The 18,967-nt window shown below is 75.2% G+C and carries 18 protein-coding genes and 1 tRNA gene; 8 read left to right on the forward strand and 11 right to left on the reverse strand.

Annotated elements, in window-relative coordinates:
* Nucleotides 1–1,989, forward strand: coding sequence for a hypothetical protein (locus tag ACI8AA_RS13675; protein WP_457044954.1), 1,989 nt, complete (start codon nt 1–3; stop codon nt 1,987–1,989).
* A 260-nt stretch (nt 1,990–2,249) separates the two neighbouring features.
* Nucleotides 2,250–2,723 carry a GNAT family N-acetyltransferase gene (locus ACI8AA_RS13680; RefSeq protein ID WP_457044955.1) on the forward strand — a complete coding sequence of 158 codons (474 nt, stop codon included), beginning with the start codon at nt 2,250–2,252 and terminating at the stop codon, nt 2,721–2,723.
* Here the strand turns inward: ACI8AA_RS13680 and ACI8AA_RS13685 are convergent.
* On the reverse strand, nt 2,671–4,053 hold the full coding sequence (locus tag ACI8AA_RS13685; RefSeq protein ID WP_457044956.1) for a DUF2252 domain-containing protein: 1,383 nt from the start codon (nt 4,051–4,053) through the stop codon (nt 2,671–2,673). The genes ACI8AA_RS13680 and ACI8AA_RS13685 overlap by 53 nt on opposite strands.
* A 69-nt stretch (nt 4,054–4,122) precedes the next feature.
* Here ACI8AA_RS13685 and ACI8AA_RS13690 point away from each other — a divergent pair, with 69 nt between their 5' ends.
* Both ACI8AA_RS13690 and ACI8AA_RS13695 read left to right on the forward strand, forming a co-directional pair.
* A complete protein-coding gene (locus ACI8AA_RS13690) occupies nt 4,123–5,136 on the forward strand; it encodes an SGNH/GDSL hydrolase family protein (protein ID WP_457044957.1) in 1,014 nt (337 codons plus the stop codon).
* A gap of 135 nt (nt 5,137–5,271) precedes the next feature.
* Nucleotides 5,272–6,492 (forward strand): acetyl-CoA C-acetyltransferase, encoded by a 1,221-nt coding sequence (locus ACI8AA_RS13695; protein WP_457044958.1) that lies wholly within the window; start codon nt 5,272–5,274, stop codon nt 6,490–6,492.
* 74 nt (nt 6,493–6,566) lie between these two features.
* Here ACI8AA_RS13695 and ACI8AA_RS13700 read toward each other — a convergent pair whose 3' ends face one another.
* The 5 genes from ACI8AA_RS13700 to ACI8AA_RS13720 all read right to left on the reverse strand — a co-directional run bounded on the left by ACI8AA_RS13700 (nt 6,567) and on the right by ACI8AA_RS13720 (nt 11,762).
* Nucleotides 6,567–7,823: an epoxide hydrolase family protein gene (locus tag ACI8AA_RS13700; protein ID WP_457044959.1), complete on the reverse strand. Its 1,257-nt coding sequence runs from the start codon at nt 7,821–7,823 to the stop codon at nt 6,567–6,569.
* 170 nt (nt 7,824–7,993) lie between these two features.
* Nucleotides 7,994–8,920 carry a Bax inhibitor-1/YccA family protein gene (locus ACI8AA_RS13705; RefSeq protein ID WP_457044960.1) on the reverse strand — a complete coding sequence of 309 codons (927 nt, stop codon included), beginning with the start codon at nt 8,918–8,920 and terminating at the stop codon, nt 7,994–7,996.
* A 186-nt stretch (nt 8,921–9,106) separates the two neighbouring features.
* Nucleotides 9,107–10,717 (reverse strand): M28 family metallopeptidase, encoded by a 1,611-nt coding sequence (locus tag ACI8AA_RS13710; RefSeq protein ID WP_457044961.1) that lies wholly within the window; start codon nt 10,715–10,717, stop codon nt 9,107–9,109.
* A 141-nt stretch (nt 10,718–10,858) separates the two neighbouring features.
* Nucleotides 10,859–10,932, reverse strand: a tRNA-Leu gene (locus tag ACI8AA_RS13715).
* A gap of 65 nt (nt 10,933–10,997) precedes the next feature.
* Nucleotides 10,998–11,762: a uracil-DNA glycosylase gene (locus ACI8AA_RS13720; RefSeq protein WP_457044962.1), complete on the reverse strand. Its 765-nt coding sequence runs from the start codon at nt 11,760–11,762 to the stop codon at nt 10,998–11,000.
* Between the two features lie 63 nt (nt 11,763–11,825).
* On the opposite strand from ACI8AA_RS13720, the gene ACI8AA_RS13725 reads away from it, so the two are divergent.
* On the forward strand, nt 11,826–12,119 hold the full coding sequence (locus ACI8AA_RS13725; RefSeq protein ID WP_456943306.1) for a DUF4235 domain-containing protein: 294 nt from the start codon (nt 11,826–11,828) through the stop codon (nt 12,117–12,119).
* 3 nt (nt 12,120–12,122) lie between these two features.
* Here the strand turns inward: ACI8AA_RS13725 and ACI8AA_RS13730 are convergent, their stop codons facing one another.
* The 4 genes from ACI8AA_RS13730 to eno are packed head-to-tail and all read right to left on the reverse strand — an operon-like array spanning nt 12,123 to nt 15,469.
* A complete protein-coding gene (locus ACI8AA_RS13730) occupies nt 12,123–13,073 on the reverse strand; it encodes a Ppx/GppA phosphatase family protein (protein WP_457044963.1) in 951 nt (316 codons plus the stop codon).
* Nucleotides 13,070–13,600, reverse strand: coding sequence for a DUF501 domain-containing protein (locus tag ACI8AA_RS13735; protein WP_457044964.1), 531 nt, complete (start codon nt 13,598–13,600; stop codon nt 13,070–13,072). Before ACI8AA_RS13735 ends, ACI8AA_RS13730 begins: the two co-directional genes overlap by 4 nt.
* A 44-nt stretch (nt 13,601–13,644) precedes the next feature.
* Nucleotides 13,645–14,184, reverse strand: a complete 540-nt coding sequence (locus tag ACI8AA_RS13740) for an FtsB family cell division protein (protein ID WP_457044965.1) — start codon at nt 14,182–14,184, stop codon at nt 13,645–13,647.
* 4 nt (nt 14,185–14,188) lie between these two features.
* Nucleotides 14,189–15,469, reverse strand: coding sequence for a phosphopyruvate hydratase (gene eno / locus ACI8AA_RS13745; protein WP_457044966.1), 1,281 nt, complete (start codon nt 15,467–15,469; stop codon nt 14,189–14,191).
* A gap of 156 nt (nt 15,470–15,625) precedes the next feature.
* Between eno and ACI8AA_RS13750 the strand changes: the two genes are divergently transcribed.
* From ACI8AA_RS13750 to ACI8AA_RS13760, 3 genes are all read left to right on the forward strand, one after another.
* Nucleotides 15,626–16,303: a hypothetical protein gene (locus tag ACI8AA_RS13750; RefSeq protein WP_457044967.1), complete on the forward strand. Its 678-nt coding sequence runs from the start codon at nt 15,626–15,628 to the stop codon at nt 16,301–16,303.
* A gap of 217 nt (nt 16,304–16,520) precedes the next feature.
* Nucleotides 16,521–17,858 carry a glycosyltransferase family 2 protein gene (locus ACI8AA_RS13755; protein ID WP_457044968.1) on the forward strand — a complete coding sequence of 446 codons (1,338 nt, stop codon included), beginning with the start codon at nt 16,521–16,523 and terminating at the stop codon, nt 17,856–17,858.
* Nucleotides 17,855–18,016 (forward strand): hypothetical protein, encoded by a 162-nt coding sequence (locus tag ACI8AA_RS13760; protein ID WP_457044969.1) that lies wholly within the window; start codon nt 17,855–17,857, stop codon nt 18,014–18,016. Before ACI8AA_RS13755 ends, ACI8AA_RS13760 begins: the two co-directional genes overlap by 4 nt.
* 43 nt (nt 18,017–18,059) lie before the next feature.
* Here ACI8AA_RS13760 and ACI8AA_RS13765 read toward each other — a convergent pair whose 3' ends face one another.
* Entirely contained in the window at nt 18,060–18,965 is a 906-nt protein-coding gene (locus tag ACI8AA_RS13765; RefSeq protein WP_457044970.1) for a MazG family protein, read from the reverse strand.
* Nucleotides 18,966–18,967: the final 2 nt, after the last annotated feature.

Below are 18,967 nucleotides of genomic sequence, written 5' to 3' on the forward strand. Positions count from 1 at the left end.
GTGGTCCGCCCACGCCCCGGCAAGGGGTACCGGTACGGCCGCTGGCGGGGCGGGCCGGACCCGCTGGCCCCGCCCTACGACCTGGGCAGCGCCGTCGACGAGATCGGCGACTCGGTGCTCGGCGGCAGCGGCGTCCGCGAGGCGCTGCGGGAGCTGCTGCGCCGCGGCATGGACGGCCGCCGCGGCCTCGACGAGCTGCGCCGCTCGGTGCGGGACCGGCTGCGGCAGGCCCGCACCGCCGGCCGGATGGACGGCACGCTGCAGGAGGTCCGCGAGCTGCTCGACCGGGCGCTCGCGGCCGAGCGCCGGGAGCTGTTCCCCGACCCCGACGACCTGGCCCGGCTCAAGGAGGCCGAGCTGGACGCGCTGCCGCAGGACACCGCGGGCGCCGTCCGCGCGCTCAAGGAGTACGACTGGGCCTCGCCCGAGGCCCGGCAGACCTACGACCATATCCAGGACCTGCTGCGGCGGGAGGTGCTCGACAGCTCCTTCGCCAACATGAAGCAGGCGCTGCAGAACGCCACCGAGCAGGACGTGCAGGCGGTCAAGGACATGGTCGCCGACCTGTCCCAGCTGGTGGACGCGCACAACCGCGGTGAGGACACCGAGGAGCGCTTCCGCGAGTTCATGGACAAGCACGGCCAGTTCTTCCCCGACGACCCGCAGTCGGTGGACGAGCTGATCGACTCCCTCGCCCGCCGCGCGGCCGCGCAGGAGCGCATGATGGCCGGCCTCTCGCCCGAGCAGCGGGCCGAGCTGGCCGACCTCATGGCGCAGACCATGTCCGACCTGGGTCTGGCCAGCGAGATGGCCCACCTGCAGGACGCGCTGCGCCAGGCCCGCCCCGACCTGCCGTGGGGCCAGCGCGGGCAGGTGCCCGACGGCGAGCAGGGCCTGGGCCTCGGCGACGCCACCAGCGCCGTCGCGGAGCTGGCCGACCTCGAGGCGCTGTCCAACCAGCTCTCGCAGGGCTACGCCGGCGCCTCGCTGGCCGACGTCGACGAGGAGCTGCTCGAGCAGGCGCTGGGCCGGGAGGCCGTCGACGACCTCGCGGCGCTGCGGCAGATGGAGCGCGAGCTGGAGCGGCAGGGCTACCTCAACCGCTCCGACGGCAAGCTGGAGCTCTCGCCGAAGGCGGTGCGCCGGCTGGGCGCCACCGCGCTGCGGCGGGTGTTCGCCAAGCTCGACGCCACCGGCCGCGGCGAGCACGACGTCGCCGACGCCGGCGCCGCCGGGGAGCTCACCGGCAGCTCGCGGGAGTGGCAGTTCGGCGACGAGCAGCCGCTCGACGTCGTCCGCACGGTGCGCAACGCGGTCCTGCGCACCGCCGGCGACCCCCACGCGGACGGCGAGCGCCGCGTCCGCATCGCCGTCGAGGACTTCGAGGTGGTCGAGACCGAGCGGCGCACCGGGGCCGCGGTCGCGCTGCTGGTCGACCTGTCCTACTCGATGGCGCTGCGCGGCACGTGGGGCGCGGCCAAGTCGACGGCGATGGCGCTGCACTCGCTGGTGACCACGCGGTTCCCGCAGGACGCGATCCAGATCATCGGGTTCTCGTCGGTGGCGCAGGTGCTCAAGCCCGAGACGCTGGCCGAGCTGTCGGTGGACACCCTGCAGGGCACCAACCTGCAGCACGGGCTGATCCTCGCCCGCCGGTTCCTGGCCCGGCACCGGGACGCCGAGCCGGTGGTCCTGGTGGTCACCGACGGGGAGCCGACGGCGCACCTGGAGGAGGACGGCACGCCGTACTTCTGCTGGCCACCGATGCCCGAGACGATCGCGCGGACCGTCGCCGAGGTGGAGCGGGTGGCCCGGTCCGGCGCGACGCTCAACGTGTTCGCGCTCGACCCCGAGCCGGGGCTGGTGCACTTCGTCCACGACATCACCGCGCGCGCCGGCGGCCGGGTCTTCACGCCCGACAGCGAGCGGCTCGGCGAGTACGTCGTCGCGGACTACCTGCGCACCCGCCGGGGCCGCCGGGCGCGCTGAGCCGGGCCGGGGAGGCAGTCCGTGCCCGGTTGGCGTGGGGTCGTGCCCCGACTCCTCCGCGCCGGCCTGCCCGCCGCGGCCGGCGCCCCGCTGGTCGGCTGCGGAGATGGGGACGGCGGCGGCGCCTCGGCGTCGCCGCCGTCATCCGCGGCGCCCGAGGCGGCGGCGTCCTGCGCCGTGACCGGAGGGCAGGGGCCGGCGCCGTCGCGCGTCGGCGCCCACCACGAGCGGGACTGCGGCTCCGGGGCCGCCCCCACGCGGTGACCGTCACGGTCGAGGAGGTCGGCCTCGACGTCGTCCTGCCGCTGCGCAGCGCCGTCCTGCGCGACGGCGGGCCGGCCGCGATGCCCGGCGACGACGACCCCGCGACCGTGCACCTCGCCGCCCGGACCGCCGACGGGCGGGTGGTCGGCGTCGTCCGGCTGTCCCCCGCGCCCTGCCCGTGGCAGCCGGCCCGGGCGCCGTGGCAGCTGCGCGGCATGGCCACCGCCCCGGCCGTGCGGGGCGCCGGGGCCGGCCGCGCGCTGGTCGCGGCGGGCCGGGAGCTGCTCGCCGCGCGGGGCGCGGACCTGCTGTGGTGCAACGCCCGCGTCCCCGCGGCCGGCTTCTACGAGCGGATGGGCTTCCGCGTGGTGACCGAGCCGTTCGACGTCGCGGGCATCGGCCCGCACGTCGGCATGCTCACCGCGCTCGGCCCTCGGGGAGCCGGAGCGGCTGGGCGCCGCTCGAGCTGATCCCGGGGATGCGCCCGGCGCGGAAGGCGTCGACGAACAGCCGGTGGTCCTCCTGCGTCTGCCGCGCGTAGGAGTGCGCGAAGTCGACCAGGTCGGCGACGAACTCCTCGCGCCGGCCGCCGACCATCGCCGACACCGCCTCCTCGGTCTGGAAGTCGACCAGCGTGTGGTCGCTGTCGACGTCGCCGACGCAGTGCATCTTCGCCGTCGCCCGGCCCAGCTGGGCCACGACCGGGGCGATCTCCTCGGGCTCGGTCAGGTCGTCCCAGTCCAGGTCCACCTCGTAGGGCGAGAGCTCCTGGACGACGAACCCCACGCCGTCGATCTCGGTGTGCCCGAGGAACTGCGAGGCGTTGGCCTGCAGCGCCCGCTGGCTGACCGCGGTGCGGTGCCCGTGGTGCTCGAAGTAGGAGCGGATCCGCTCGTCGCGGACGATCCGGCTGGGCGCGGCCACGTTGCCCTGCTTGAGCGACAGGACGACGTCGTTCTCCAGCGCCTGGTCGTAGCCCTCCAGCAGCACGTTGTAGGCGGGCAGGCCGGCGCTGCCGATGCCGAACCCACCGGTGCCGATGACGTCCTTGACGTCGTAGGCGACGTCGCGGCGGCGCACCGGCGGGACGACGGTCTCCCGCCAGCGGTCCAGCGCGGCGAGCACCCGGTCGCGCTCGGCGTCGTCGAGCCGGCGGGTGCGGCCGCCGTCGGCGAACCGCCGCCGGTAGTCCTCGACGACGGTCATCCGGTCCAGCAGCGAGGACCGGGTGCGGGTGGTCGTCTCCAGGATCGCCTGGCGGACGGCGCCCTCGGTGTTCGCGACCGTCAGCGCGAACGACCGGTCGTCGTCGGAGCGGCGGAACGCCTCCACCTGGTCCAGGTAGGCGCCGAGGTAGGTGCCGACCAGCTCGCCGATGACGTCGTCGCCGAGCGCCTTGCTCCACGCCAGCAGCGCGAAGCTGGCGGCGAACCGGCGCAGGTCCCAGGTGACCGAGCCGACGTAGGCCTCGTCGAAGTCGTTGACGTCGAACACGATCCGCCCGGCGCCGTCCATGTAGGTGCCGAAGTTCTCCGCGTGCAGGTCGCCCTGGATCCACACCCGGCTGGTCCGCTCGTCGCACCAGGGGTCCTCGAAGCGGTCCACGTCGGCGTAGAAGAGGCAGGCGCTGCCGCGGTAGAACGCGAAGGGGTCGGCGGCCATCTTGCGGAACTTGGTCCGGAAGGCGTCGGCGTCGGCGGCCATCAGCTCGGAGAAGGCCTCGACCAGGACGTCGACGATCAGCTGCGAGCGGTCACCGGGGGCTCCTCCGGAGGCCACCCGGTGGGGGGATTCGGGCACGGGGGGCACCGTAGAGGCCGACTAGCCTGCAGGACAGACGGTTGCGCGGCGCGACGAACGGGGGTGGCGGTGACGAGGGCGAGCAGGGCGCGACGGCTGGCGGCCGGCGCCGCCTACGGCGGCGGCGGGCTGGGCCTGGCCGGGGCCGGGCTGCTCGCCCTGCTGCGCCTCCAGGCCCTCGCGGCCCGCCGCCGGGTCGAGGCGCGGGCGTCGAAGCAGGACCCGCCGCCCGGCGACGGCGTCTACGGCCGGGGCCGCGGCAAGCCGATCGTGTTCACCGTGCTCGGCGACTCCAGCGCCGTCGGCCTGGGCGTCACGCGCGCCACCGAGACCCCGGGCGTGCTGCTCGCCGCCGCGCTGACCGAGCTCGCCGAGCGCCCCGTGCGGCTGGTCCGGCTGGCCGTCTCGGGCGCCGAGTCCTGCGAGCTGGACCCGCAGGTCGAGGCCGCGCTCGAGCAGCGGCCCGACGTCGCGCTGATCATGATCGGCGCCAACGACGTCACCACCCGCACCCGGCCGTCGGTGTCGGTGCGCCACCTGGCCGACGCGGTGCGGCGGCTGCGCGAGGCGGGCGCGCAGGTCGTCGTCGGCACCTGCCCCGACCTCGGGACGATCCGGCCGATCGGGCAGCCGCTGCGGCTGCTGGCCCGGCGGTGGAGCCGGCAGCTGGCCGCGGCGCAGACGATCGCCGTCGTCGAGGCCGGCGGTCGGACGGTGTCGCTCGGCTCGGTGCTCGGGCCGAGCTTCGCGCAGGACCGCTCGCTGTTCAGCGTCGACGAGTTCCACCCCAGCGCGGCCGGCTACGCGCAGGCCGCCGCGGTCATCCTCCCCGCGCTCGCCGACGCGATCGGCGTCTGGCCGGCCCGGGCCGAGCGCGGGCGCCTGCGCCGCACCTCGGTGCGCCCGGTGGCCCAGGCCGCGGCGCGGGCCGCCGGACGCCCGGGCACCGAGGTGCGGGCCACCGAGGTCCGCGGCTCGGGCACCGGGCCGCTGGGCCCCTGGGCGCGGCTGCTGCGCCGCCGGCCCAGCGAGCTGCCCACGCCCGAGGAGGCCGGCGAGGCCAGGGAGGCGTCGGTCGGCTGAGCGCCGGGTGACCCGCAACACAACGGCGCCCTGTTCCTGGCGCACCCGCGACCGGCCGCGTACCCGGGGGTAGTTTCCGGGGTGACCCGACACCCGGCACCCCCCGGCCGGGAGCACCTCACCGTGGAGGACCCCATGCCCGAAGCCGTCATCGTCGCGACCGCGCGCTCCCCCATCGGGCGTGCGTTCAAGGGGTCGCTCAAGGACCTGCGTCCCGACGACCTGACCGCCACCATCGTCCGCGCGGCGCTGGACAAGGTCCCCGCCCTGGACCCGACCGACATCGACGACCTGATCCTCGGCTGTGGTCTGCCCGGCGGCGAGCAGGGCCACAACATGGGCCGCGTCGTCAGCGTGCTCCTCGGCATGGACCACCTGCCGGGCACCACGATCACCCGCTACTGCTCGTCGTCGCTGCAGACGACCCGCATGGCCATGCACGCGATCAAGGCCGGCGAGGGCGACGTCTTCATCTCCGCCGGCGTCGAGATGGTCTCCCGCTTCGTGAAGGGCAACAGCGACTCGCTGCCCGACACCCACAACCCGGTCTTCACCGACGCCGAGGCGCGTGTGGCCAAGACCGCCGAGAGCGGCGCCGACTCGTGGACCGACCCGCGGGACAACGGCGAGATCCCCGACGTCTACATCGCCATGGGGCAGACCGCCGAGAACCTGGCGCTGCTCAAGGACGTCTCCCGCCAGGAGATGGACGAGTTCGCCGTCCGCAGCCAGAACCTGGCGGAGAAGGCGATCGCCGAGGGCTTCTGGGAGCGGGAGATCACCCCGGTCACCACCCCCGACGGCACCGTCGTCAGCAAGGACGACGGCCCGCGGCCCGGCACCACCCTCGAGGGCATCTCCGGCCTCAAGCCGGTCTTCCGCCCCGACGGCCGGGTCACCGCCGGCAACGCCTGCCCGCTCAACGACGGCGCCGCCGCGGTCGTCGTCATGAGCGACACCAAGGCCCGCGACCTCGGCCTCACCCCGCTGGCCCGCATCGTCTCCACCGCGGTCACCGGGCTGTCGCCGGAGATCATGGGCTACGGCCCGGTCGACGCCTCGAAGCTCGCGCTGCAGCGGGCGGGCATGACCATCGACGACATCGACCTCGTCGAGATCAACGAGGCCTTCGCCGCGCAGGTCATCCCGAGCTACCGGGACCTGGGCATCGACATCGACAAGCTGAACGTGCACGGCGGCGCGATCGCCGTCGGCCACCCCTTCGGCATGACCGGCGCCCGCATCACCGGCACGCTGCTCAACGGCCTGCAGACGAAGGACGGCACCTTCGGCCTGGAGACCATGTGCGTCGGCGGCGGCATGGGCATGGCGATGGTGCTGGAGCGCCTCTCCTGACCTGAGCTCCCGGCACGCCGCGGCGGCCCGGTCCCCTGGCGGGGACCGGGCCGCCGCCGTCTCCGGGGACGGGATCAGCCGCGCAGCGGCCGGAACGCCGCGCGGACCTCGGCCGCGAACAGCTCGGGCTCCTCCCAGGCGGCGAAGTGCCCGCCGCGGTCGACCTCGTTGAAGTAGGTGAGGGTCGGGTAGCTCTGCTCGGCCCAGCTGCGCGGTGTCCGCCAGATCTCACCGGGGAACGTGGTGAAGCCGACCGGGACCGAGACCTCCGGTCGGGGCCGGTCCGCCGCGGCCGCCCGGGCGGCCACTCCGAAGTCCTCCCAGTAGGACCGGGCGGCGGAGGCGCCGGTGCCGGTCAGCCAGTACGTCGTGATGTTGTCGAGCAGGTGGTCCCGCGTGAGGTTGCCCGCGGGCTGCCCGTCCACGAAGGCGCGGGCGATCTTGTAGTAGCTGTCGGTGTCGTGGTCGAGCATCCAGGCGGCCAGGGCGACGGGTGAGTCCAGGAGGGCGTACCCGATCGTCTGCGGCCGGGTGGCCTGCTGCAGGAAGTACGAGAAGCCGCTCGCCTGGAACGTCGCGATCGCGTCGAGCGCCGCACGCTCCTCGGCGGTGTCGCCGGGCAGCGGGCCCGCCAGTGCGGTGACGAGCAGGTTGAGGTGGATGCCGAGCAGGCCCTCGGGAGCCTGGCGGCCCATCGCGTCGGTCACGCCGGCGCCCACGTCGCCGCCCTGTGCGACGTAGCGGGTGTAGCCGAGGCGGCGCATCAGCTCCGCCCAGGCCCGTCCGACGTGGGGGGAGTCCCACCCGAGCTCCCGCGGCTCGGCGGAGAAGCCGTAGCCGGGCAGGGACGGCAGCACGAGGTGGAAGGCGTCCTCGGCGCGGCCACCGTGCGCCGTCGGGTCGGTGAGCGGGCCGACGGTCTCGAGCAGCTCGACGACCGAGCCCGGCCAGCCGTGCGTCATGACCAGCGGCAGCGCGTCCTCGTGCGGCGAGCGCACGTGCAGGAAGTGGATCTCCACCCCGTCGATCTCGGTCGTGAACTGCGGGAGCGCGTTGATCCGCACCTCGCACGCGCGCCAGTCGTAGTCGGTGAGCCAGTGGCGCACGAGGGCCTGCACCGTCGCGAGCTGCACGCCCTGCGAGCGGTCCCCGACCAGCTCCGCGGAGGGCCAGCGGGTGCCGGCGATGCGCCGGCGCAGGTCGAGCAGCTCCGCCTCGGGGACGGCGATGCGGAACGGGCGGATGGCGGTGGGATCGGTCCCGGCGGCGGTCCGGGGCTGGGGCACGGCCCCGGGGACGGAGACGGTGGTCGGGTCGGTGGGAGCGGACATCCGGACCTCCTGGCGCGGGCTGGGGGCGGACCCGCTCGCGGGCCCTCCACCGACCCCAGCGGTGGCCTCCCGGCGGCACATCGTCCGTGGCGGACGATCCGGCGTCCGGGCCCGGAGACGCCGGTGGCCCGGCCCCCGAGGGGGACCGGGCCACCGGTGGGTGGTGCGGGTCAGTTGTCCTGGAAGTAGGACAGCAGCCGCAGGATCTCCAGGTACAGCCAGACGATCGTGACGAGCAGGCCGAAGGCGACGTACCAGGCGAACTTGGCCGGGGCGCCGCGGCGGATCGCCTGGTCGGCCATGTCGAAGTCGAGCAGCAGCGAGAAGGCCGCCACACCGATCACGACGAGGCTGAAGACGATGGCCAGCGGGCCGCCGTCACGCAGGCCCAGGCCGCCCGGGACGAAGAACGACGCGATCAGGTTGACCAGGACCAGGGCCAGGACGCCGAACAGGGCGCCGACGATCCAGCGGGTCAGCTTGGGGGTGACCCGGATGGCGCCGGTCTTGTAGACGACGAGCATGCCGGCGAAGACACCGAAGGTGCCGATCACCGCCTGGACGACGATCCCGGGGTAGACCGAGTTGAAGGCCTCGCTGATGGCGCCGAGCGCGACACCGTAGAGCGCGCCGTAGGCCAGGGTCGCCGCCGGGTTGGCGATCTGCTTGAAGCTGATCACCAGGCCCAGGACGAAGGCCACGAGCACCGCGGGCAGCGCCAGGCCCCACGCGGCCTGGCCGGGCAGCGCCCAGACGGCGGCCGCGGCCAGGACGGTGACCAGGAACGACAGGCCCGTCTTCTGGACGACGTCGTCCATCGTCATGTAGCGGGTGGCCGGCGGGCCGTACGGGCCGGCGGGGGCCGGGGCACCGTAGCCCTGCGGCGCGCCGTAGCCCTGCGGGGCGCCGTAACCCTGGGGCGCGCCGTACTGCTGCCCGTAGGGCTGGCCGTACTGCTGCTGACCGGGAGCGGCGTAGCCCTGCTGGCCGTACTGCTGGCCGGAGCCGGGAGCGCCGTAGCCCTGGCCGTACGGCTGGCCACCGCCGGACGCGGCGTTGGCGAAGCCCCGGCCGAAGACCGGGTTGGAGCTGGGCATCGTCATCTCCTCGAGGTGACTGGTCGGTCGGTGGGCTGCTACCTCGCACCCCACTCGGTTCCTACAACGCCGCAGGTGGCCTGCGCGTTCCTGACCCTGCCAGTACCCCCGACCGGGTGGGAAGACGCGCCGGGGGCGCGACACCGTGCGGTGCCGCGCCCCCGGGTCGTGCTGGGGAGGTGGAGGTCAGATCTCGTCCCCGCCGTGACCGTGGTCGTGGTCGTGGTCCGGCGAGAGGCCGCCGCCGCCGGCCTTCTGCTCCGGGGTCACCCGGAACTGGCGGTCGGTCGGGTCCTCCTCGAACGTGCCACCCGGCACCGGCTGGCCGGCCACGCCGTTCACACGGGACGTGTCGTAGCCCAGCGTCAGCACCGAGTAGGCGATGGCGTCGGAGTTCGTCTCCAGCGCCTTCGGGTCGACGTTGTCGATCGTGTCCCCGACCTGGTGGTAGTTGCGGTCGTAGGCGACCCCGGCCGTCCCGCCGTACAGCGGCACCTGGTACGCCTGCTTCTCGACCTCGGCGCCGGTGAACAGGCCTCCGGAGGGGATCTCCGCCTCGATGAACGCCTGGTAGTCGCTGCGGCCGCTGAACTCGCTGCCCTCGTACCACAGGCCCTGCGCCTCGAAGTAGTCCTCGAGGACGTACTCGATCTGGGCCGAGCCGTCGGGGACCTCCACCGGCGCCTCGAAGTCCGACTGGTCGCCGTCGTAGATGAACCGGGCGAAGTTCGGCGAGCCGACCATGTCGAAGTTCAGGTACAGGCCGATCCGGTCCCTCTCGGACTGCGTCAGGCTGGTCACGTAGTGCTCGGAGCCGAGCAGGCCGAGCTCCTCGGCACCCCACCAGGCGAACCGGATGGTGTTCGCCGGCTTGACCTTGGTGATGTTCTCGGCGACCTCGAGGATGGCCGCGCTGCCGGAGCCGTTGTCGTTGATGCCCGGGCCCGCGAGCACGGAGTCGAGGTGGGCGCCGGCCATGACGACGTTGTCCGACGTGCGGCCGGGCAGCTCGGCGACGACGTTGTAGGTGTCGCGGATCTCGCTCTCCGCGTCGATGGTCAGGTCGACGGTCGTGCCCGCGGCGGCGAGCTCCTGGCCCAGGGCCGTGGGGACGCCGATGACCGGGATGCCGATGCCCGGGGCGCCCAGGGTGCCGTTGAGAGGGCCGCCCGTGTTGTTGAAGACGATGACCGCGGAGGCCCCGGCGGCCTCGGCGTTGTCCGCCTTGACGGCGAAGGCGCAGCCGCCCCGCTGGACGAGGGCCACCGTGCCTGCTGCGAAGCCGGTGAAGTCAGCGGCCTCGCAGCCGCTGCCGAGTCCCGTGCCGGCGAGGTCGACCGGGGTGACGACGCCGTTGTCGACCGTGCCGGGGCCGGTGTAGGTCATCGGCGCGTAGTCGGTGCCCACCGTGTACGTCGTCGCGGTCGGCGTGACGCGGCTGAACGAGCTCTCGCCCAGCCGGAAGAACGGGAACTCGAACCGCTGGACGTCGACGGTGTACCCGACGGCCTCCAGTCGGTCCTCGACGTAGGCCACAGAGGCGTCGTAGCCCGAGGTGCCCGAGGCGCGGTTGCCGCCGTTGGCGTCCGCGATGTCCTGGAACGCCTCGAGGTGCTCCGTGACGCCCTCGAGCGTGACGCACTCGGTCAGCTTGGCGACGGTGTTGTTGTTGCGGGTCTCGCAGCCGCCGGCGGCACCGGCGGGCAGCGCAGCGACCACGCTCCCGGCCAGCGCGAGCGCGCCGGCGCTGCCGATCACGGCGAGCCGTGACCGGCGGGACGGGTGGGCCTGGGTCATGGACGACTTCCCCTCGACGTCGGGTGTGAGCTCCGTTGCTCACGGGGTGTCACCCTGCCAACACGGTCACGGGGGACGTCAAGCCCTGGATTTCTTCTCGGTCCTGCGGTAAGAGGCCGGAAGAACTGCAGGTCCGGACGGTGCCCCCGGTGGGACTCGAACCCACACTGCGACCCTTTTAAGGGGCCTGCCTCTGCCGATTGGGCCACGGGGGCGGGCGCGCGGCGGGCGGCTGCCCGGCGCCGCCCAGCCTAGGGTGGCCCTCCCGCCGCGCTCCGGCTCAGCCGGTCCCGGCGAGCTCCGTGGCCCGGGACAGGACGGCGTCCAGCATCGGCTCGGTCAGCCGGCCGGTGAAGGTGTTCTGCTGGCTGACGTGGTAGCTGCCGAGCAGGGTCAGCGGCCCGCGCGGCCCCTCCAGTGCCACCTCCACGCCGTGCCCGAACGCCGGCCGCGGGCGGGGCAGCGCGTACCCCGCCTCGGCGATGACCGGCCACAGCGCCGTCCAACCGAACCCGCCGAGGACGACGACCACCCGCAGGTCGGGCAGCAGCGCCAGCTCGCGGGCCAGCCACGGCGAGCACGTGTCGCGCTCGGCCGGCGTCGGCGCGTTGTCCGGGGGTGCGCAGCGGACCGCCGCGGCCACCCGCACGCCGGTGAGCTCCAGGCCGTCCCCGACGTGCGTCGACGTCGGCTGGCTGGCCAGGCCCGCCCGCCACAGCGCGGCGAAGATCCAGTCGCCGCTGCGGTCGCCGGTGAAGACCCGCCCGGTGCGGTTGCCGCCGTGCGCGGCCGGCGCCAGCCCGACGACGGCGATCCGCGCGTCGGCGGGGCCCAGGCCGGGCACCGGGCGGCCCCAGTAGTCCTGGTCGCGGAAGGAGGCCCGCTTGACCCGGGCGACCTCCTCGCGCCAGGTCACCAGCCGCGGGCAGGCGCGGCAGCCGGAGACGCGGGCGTCCAGGACGGCGAGGTCGCGGGCCGCACGCGCCGACCGGGCGACCCCCGCCGGCGACCGCGTGACCGGGAACCCCTGCGCGTCGACCGCCACGCGCCCAGTGGACCACCCGCCCGGGGACGCGCGGGCCGCGGGGGCGACAGGCATGATCACCCCATGGCCCGCAAGCAGAAGGCGCCGCTGACCTGGAAGCTCCTCGGCACGGGGACGGCCACCGTGTCGGGGATCGCCGTCCGCAAGCTCACCGACGCCGCCTGGTACGCGGCCCGCGGCACGACCCCGCCGAAGAACCCGGCCGCGCCGGGCGTCTCCTGGCCGGACGCGCTGGCCTGGGCCGCGTTCTCCGGGCTGGCGGTCGCGGCCGGCCGGCTGCTGGCCGCTCGCGGCGCGGCCACGGCCTACCAGCAGCTGACCGGCAAGCTCCCGCCCGGCGTCAACGAGGCCGGCTGACGCTCACCCCCGGGCGAGCCGCAGCGCGATGCCGTCGAGGATGTCGTGCTCGCTGACGACGACCTCGTCGAGCGCGAACGCGTCCATGACCACCCGCAGCACCAGCGCGCCGGCGCCGATGACGTCGACCCGCCCCGGGTGCATGACGGGGTGGGCCGCCCGGCGCTCGCGGGTGGCGGTGAGCAACCCGGCGGTGACCGAGCGGACCGCCGAGACCGGGATCCGCGAGCCGTGGATGGCCTCGGCGTCGTAGGCGGGCAGCCGCAGCGCGAGCGCGGCCACCGTGGTCACCGAGCCGGCCAGGCCGACCAGCGTGACCGCCTCCTCCACCGGCACCGCCGCGGCCACCTCCGCCAGCGCCGCGCGGATGTCGGCCTCGCTGGCGCCGATCTCGTCCGCCGTCGGCGGGTCGCCGTGCAGGTGCCGCTCGGTCAGCCGCACGCAGCCGACGTCGACGGAGCGGGCGGCGCGCACCCCGGCGGCGTCGCCGAGGACGAACTCCGTCGACCCGCCGCCGATGTCGACCACCAGGTAGGGCGGGCGCGGCGGCGGGCCGCCGTGCGCGGCGGCCGCGGCGGCAAGGGAGGCGGTGGCACCGAGGAAGGACAGCCGCGCCTCCTCGTCGCCCGGGACGACGTCCGGCGCCCGGCCGAGGGTGGCCAGCACCATCGCCTCGAAGTCCTCGCGGTTGGCGGCGTCGCGGGTGGCGCTGGTGGCCACCATCCGCACCGCGGTGGCGCCGAGGTCGCGGGCCTGCGCGGCGTACTCGGCGAGCACCACGCGGGTGCGTTCGATCGCCTCGGGCGCGAGCCGGCCGGTGGCGTCCACGCCCTGGCCCAGCCGCACGACCTCCATGCGGCGCAGCAGGTCGGTGTGCGCGCCCTCGGGCGGCACGTCGGCGACCAGCAGGCGGATGGAGTTGGTGCCGCAGTCGATCGCGGCCACCCGGGTCACGGCCGCTCCTCCGGCTGGGCGCAGGGGCCGGCGACCCACCACTCCCCCATCCCGGCCACCGCGCGGTCGCCGATCGGGTTGACGCCGGGCCCCGCGGCCAGCGCGTGGCCGGCCAGGGCGTGCAGGCACTTGACCCGGTCGGGCATGCCGCCGGCGGTGTTGCGGGTGGGCAGCTCGTCGAGCGCGTCGCGCTCGGCCAGGTAGGCCTCGTGCGCGGCCCGGTAGGCCGCGGCGAGACCGGCGTCGGTGCCGAGGTCGTCCTGCCACTCGCGCATGCGCCCGGTGGACTCCAGCCGGCTCGCGGCCGCCGACGCCCGCGGGCAGGTCAGGTAGTACAGCGTGGGGAACGGCGTGCCGTCCTCCAGCCGCGGCGAGGTCTGGACGACGTCGGGCTGTCCGCACGGGCAGCGGTGCGCGACCGCCCGCACGGCGCGTGGCGGCCGGCCCAGCTGCCGGGCGACGACCTCGCGCTCCTCCGGCGTGATCGGCTCGTGCACCCGGCGTCCCGGGGTGGTCGGGGTGGTCACCAGGGAAGTCTGCGGCAGCCGGTCGGCGGGCCCGACGGCGCCCCTCAGCCGTCGGCGTCGGCCACCGAGCCGAGCAACTCCTCGTACCAGGGCCGCGGCGCGGCGTCGACGGCGTCGGGCAGCGTGCCGGCGTCGCCCTCGGCCGCCTCGCCGTCGACCACGACGACCAGCCGGTCGCCGGGCAGCACGTAGGCCAGCCGCTCGCGGGCCTCGCGGGCGGTCCACGCCGGGTCGGCCTGGCGCTCGAGCTCGGCCTGCAGCTCGGCGATGCGCTCGTCGTAGGCGGTGCTCTCCGCGGCCAGCCGGGCGATCTCGGCGCGGCCGTCCAGCCACTGCCGGACCGGCCCGGCCAGGGTCAGCGACAGCAGCAGGAGCAGCCCGACGAACACCACGGTCCGGCCGGTGAACAGCGGCCGGCGCGCCGCCGCGGGACGCGCGGGCGTCCGCGGCGGCGTGCGCCGGCCGGGGCGGCGGGCCTCGGGACGACTGCCGGCGCCCGACCGCGTCCCGGCCGGGACCGGCCGGGACGCGGCGTGCGACAGCGGGCGGCCGGTCGAGCGCCGCCGCCCCGAACCGGCGCTCATCGGGTCAGGAGGTCCGCAGGCGCGGGAAGGCCGCCGCGCCGGCGTAGCGCGCGGCGTCGTCGAGCTCCTCCTCGATGCGCAGCAGCTGGTTGTACTTGGCCACCCGCTCGCTGCGCGCCGGGGCACCGGTCTTGATCTGCCCGCAGTCGGTGGCGACGGCGAGGTCGGCGATCGTGGTGTCCTCGGTCTCGCCGGAGCGGTGGCTCATCATGCAGCGGTAGCCGTTGCGGTGCGCCAGGTTCACGGCGTCGAGGGTCTCGGTGAGCGTGCCGATCTGGTTGACCTTCACCAGCAGCGCGTTCGCGGCCTTCCGCTCGATCCCGTCGGCGAGGCGGGCCGGGTTGGTGACGAACAGGTCGTCGCCGACCAGCTGCACGCGCTCGCCGAGCGCGGCGGTCAGCGCGATCCAGCCGTCCCAGTCCTCCTCCGACAGCGGGTCCTCGATCGAGACGATCGGGTAGGCGTCGACCAGCTCGCGGTAGTAGTCGGTGAGGAACTCCGCCGACCGGGTCTGGCCCTCGAACTCGTAGCCGCCGTCGCTGTGGAACTCGGTGGCGGCCACGTCGAGCGCGAGCCCGATGTCGGTGCCGAGCGCGTAGCCGGCCTTCTCCACCGCCTCGGCGATGAGGTCGAGCGCGGCGCGGTTGGTCGGCAGGTCGGGGGCGAAGCCGCCCTCGTCGCCGAGGCCGGTGGACAGGCCCCGGCCCTTCAGCACCGACTTCAGCGCGTGGTAGGTCTCCGTGCCGACGGCGAGGGCCTCGGCGAAGGTCGCCGCGCCGATCGGGGCGATCATGAACTCCTGCACGTCGACGTTGCTGTCGGCGTGGGCGCCGCCGTTGAGGATGTTCATCATCGGCACCGGCAGCAGGTGCGACGACGGCCCGCCCACGTAGCGGAACAGCGGCAGGCCGGTGGACTCGGCGGCGGCGCGGGCGACGGCGAGGCTGACGCCGAGGATCGCGTTGGCGCCCAGCCGCGACTTGTCCGGCGTGCCGTCGAGGTCGAGCAGGCGCTGGTCGACCAGCCGCTGCTCGGTGGCCTCGTAGCCGACCAGCTCGGGGCCGATGACGTCGAGGACGCCGTCGACGGCCCGGGTGACGCCCTTGCCGCCGTAGCGGTCGCCGCCGTCGCGCAGCTCCACCGCCTCGAAGGCGCCGGTGGAGGCGCCGCTCGGGACCGCGGCGCGCGCGATCGTCCCGTCGTCGAGGGCGACCTCGACCTCCACGGTGGGGTTACCGCGCGAGTCCAGGATCTCCCGCGCGCCTACGGCATCGATGCTCGGCACGGGCAGCAGCCTAGCGAGGTGGGCGGGGCTCCCCCGGGACGCGTGGTCCCGGGACTCCTGTCACGGAGCGGTCACGGTGCGGCCTCGGCGGAACCGATCCGGCGATAACCTCCTCGTGGGCGGCGTCTCCCCACGTCCGCGCCGTCGGAGGACCCGATGACCGAGCGCCAGCAGCAGCGACCCCCCAGGCACGGCGCCGGAGCCGCGCCGCCCCCACCTCCCGAGGACGCGGACGACGGGACGGGTCCGTCGATCCTCGGGTTCCCGCCGGATCCCGCCGAGGACGACGTCGAGGACGTGGAGTCGGTCCCGGACCGCGCGGAGGTGGCCGGGGTGGCGCTCGGCCCCGGACCGCTGGTCTACGTGCGGCACCCCGATCTCGTCGGCGGGGTGCTCCTGCTACTGGCCGGCGTGGCCGACGCGGCGAGCGTGTGGCTGCCGTGGGACCGGGACGAGGCGACCACCGGGCTGCACCTGGTGGCGCGGTCCGTCGGCGCGGCCCGCGAGGGGGTCGCCGAGCTCGCGCGCACCGGCCTGTGGCAGCCGGCGGCGGTGGCGGCGGGCGGCGCCGTGCTCGTCGTCCTCGGGCTGCTGCTGCTCCGTCCCGCGCGCGGCCACCGGGTGTCCGGGGTGCTGGCGCTGGCGGTCGCGCTGGCCGTGGCCGCCGCGGTCGTCGCCCGGCTGGTGGACGCCGGCTGGGACGTGTACCGGCTCGGGCCCGGCGTCTGGTGCGCCGTCGCGGTCGCCGGGCTGGGCGTGCTCGGCGCGCTGAAGGCCATGCTCACCGCGCCGCGGGTCACCACCGCGCCGGCGGGGCAGCTCCTCGTCAGCTAGGGCCGGCCGACGCCGCCGATGCCGCCGGCCGCGTCGAGCTCGGCGGTGCCGTTCTCTTCGCGCTGCGTCACCACCGGCTCCAGCGCCTCACCCGTGGAAGACGGTGCACGCCCCGATGGGGTGAGGCGTCATCCCGGACCGGGGTCCCCCGAGCCCGCCCCGCCGCACACTCGGCCAGCACCCGCAGGTCCGCGGGTGCGCGAGGAGGGGGACCTGCGTGACCGCCAGCCCGACGCTCGAGCGGCTCGACGTTGTTGACGTCCGGGCCGACGAGCCTCAGGTGCACGCCGTCAGGCTCGACGCGGTGACCGCGCCGGGGACCGTCCTGTCCCGCGAGCCCTACGTCACCGTCCTCGTGCCCGCGCACGACGAGGCCGATCAGATCGCCGCCACTCTCGATGGCCTGCGCCGGCAGACGCTCCCACCGGCGCGCGTGGTCGTCGTCGCGGACAACTGCTCCGACGAGACCGTGGCGATCGCCCGGGCGGCGGGTGCCGAGGTGTTCGAGACCGTCGGCAACACCGACAAGAAGGCCGGCGCGCTCAACCAGGCGTGGTCGCTGCGCTTCCGACGGGTGGCCGCGGGCGAGCGCCGCGGAGAGGAACGCCGGGCGGCCGACCGACGGACCCACACCAGCGACACCGCCGGGCCCGAGCGTCGCACGGGCAGCCGACGTGCAGCAGGCGACCGCAGGAACGGCGTGGATGACCGCCGCGCTGCACCCACCGGCCGGCCCGACGCCGCCGACGACGATCTGGTGCTCGTCCAGGACGCCGACTCCTCACTGGACGGGGGCTTCCTCGAGGGGGCCGCGCACCACGTGCTGAAGGACGACCGGATGGGCGCGGTGGGCGGCACGTTCCGCGGCGACCCCGGCGGCGGCCTCGTCGGGCACCTGCAGCGCAACGAGTACGCCCGCTACGCCCGTGACGTGCGCCGACTGCAGGGGAAGTGCCTCGTGGTCACCGGCACCGCGGCGATGTTCCGCGCGGCCACGCTGCGCCGGATCTCCGAGGCGCGCCGGGACGGCCGGGTCCCGCGCGGCGACGGCCGCGGCGGCATCTACGACACCACCGTCCTCACCGAGGACAACGAACTGACCTTCGCGATCCTGCACCTGGGTTACCAGGTGCTCAGTCCGAAGGAGTGCACGCTCACCACCGAGGTCATGCCGACCTGGCGGGCGCTGTGGAACCAGCGGCTGCGATGGAAGCGCGGCGCGATCGAGAACTGCGTCCAGTACGGGGTCACCCGCGTCACCTGGCGCTACTGGGGCCGGCAGCTACTGACCCTCGCTGGCGTCGTGGTGACCTTCCTCTACCTCGGGTCGGTGGCCGCGGCGATGGTCAGCACCGGCCACCTCAACGTGCAGCCGTTCTGGCTCGCGGTCACCGGGATCTTCGTCGTCGAGCGGGTCGTCACGGTCCGCGACCGCGGTTGGAGACACATGCTGGCAGCGGCGACGATGTACGAACTCCTCTACGACGTCTTCCTCCAGCTCGTCCACGCCAAGGCCTACCTCGACGCAGCACTCCGGCGTGAGAGGAGGTGGTGAAGATCTACGACAACCCGGCAGCTCCACTCGCAGCGGGCGGCACCGGCTCGGTGCTCGCCTACACCGGCTTCGGGAGCATCTGGCTGGCTCTCGCGGCCTTCGCGATGATCGCGGTCGGCACGGCGCTTCTGCGCATCGTCCCGCGCAAGCAGAGGTGATCCCCGGGACCCGGTGGCGACGGCGACACCGGGTCCCGGCACCTCAGTGCCGCTCCCGGCGCACGGCTTCGGCGTCGAGCTCGCCGGCGTAGCGGCGGACCGCCTCGCGCAGCGCGTCCTCGGCGTCCCAGCCGCGCTGCGCGGCCGCGGCGACGACGGCCAGCAGCCGCTCGCCCAGCTCCTCCGGCGACGTCGAGCCCAGCTCGGCCGGCTCCGGCGTCGGGAGCCCGGCCCGCGCGGCCCGCCGCACCAGCGCCGTCGCCCACGCGGTGGCCGGCTGCGAGCGCGAGACGCCCTCGGTGGGCGAGCGCCGCTGCTTCTCCGCCTTCTTGATCTCCTCCCAGCCCGCCTCGACGCCGGCGACGTCGCGGGGGCCGGCGTCGCCGAAGACGTGCGGGTGCCGGCGGACCAGCTTCTCGACCAGCTCGCGGGCCACGTCGTCGACGTCGAACCGCCGGTCCGGGCCGGCCTCGGCGGCGACGCGGGCGTGGAAGACGACCTGCAGCAGCACGTCGCCGAGCTCCTCGCGCATGGCGACCGGGTCGTCGTCGACGATGGCGTCGTAGGCCTCGTGCGCCTCCTCGAGCAGGTAGCCGCGCAGCGAGGAGTGCGTCTGCTCGGCGTCCCAGGGGCAGCCGCCGGGCGAGCGCAGCCGGTCCATCACCGCGACGACGTCGAGCAGGTGGGCGCCGGGCGGCTCGGGGGCACCGTCGACGACCGGCCGCCCGGCCACCTCCTCCCCCGGGGCTGCCAGGCAGGCGACGTCGCCGTCCAGGCCGGCCGCGTCGGCGGCGTCGGCGACCTGCCACCCGGCGGCGCGCAGCGCGTCCGCGGTGGCCGCGGCGCCGGGCAGCGCCGCGATCCGGCGCCCGGCCAGCGCGGCCCAGCCGGCCGGCCCGAGCAGGCCGGGCAGCCGCGGGCTGACCGTGACGACGACGGCCGGGGGCACCG

The sequence above is a fragment of the Geodermatophilus sp. SYSU D01180 genome (assembly GCF_054050415.1).

Excerpts from the sequence above, each read along its gene's own strand:
- ACI8AA_RS13695 (WP_457044958.1), top strand. The coding sequence starts at position 5,272 with ATGCCCGAAGCCGTCATCGTCGCGACCGCGCGCTCCCCCATCGGGCGT.
- ACI8AA_RS13700 (WP_457044959.1), bottom strand. The coding sequence starts at position 7,823 with ATGTCCGCTCCCACCGACCCGACCACCGTCTCCGTCCCCGGGGCCGTG.
- ACI8AA_RS13705 (WP_457044960.1), bottom strand. The coding sequence starts at position 8,920 with ATGCCCAGCTCCAACCCGGTCTTCGGCCGGGGCTTCGCCAACGCCGCG.
- ACI8AA_RS13710 (WP_457044961.1), bottom strand. The coding sequence starts at position 10,717 with ATGACCCAGGCCCACCCGTCCCGCCGGTCACGGCTCGCCGTGATCGGC.
- ACI8AA_RS13725 (WP_456943306.1), top strand. The coding sequence starts at position 11,826 with ATGGCCCGCAAGCAGAAGGCGCCGCTGACCTGGAAGCTCCTCGGCACG.
- ACI8AA_RS13740 (WP_457044965.1), bottom strand. The coding sequence starts at position 14,184 with ATGAGCGCCGGTTCGGGGCGGCGGCGCTCGACCGGCCGCCCGCTGTCG.
- ACI8AA_RS13750 (WP_457044967.1), top strand. The coding sequence starts at position 15,626 with ATGACCGAGCGCCAGCAGCAGCGACCCCCCAGGCACGGCGCCGGAGCC.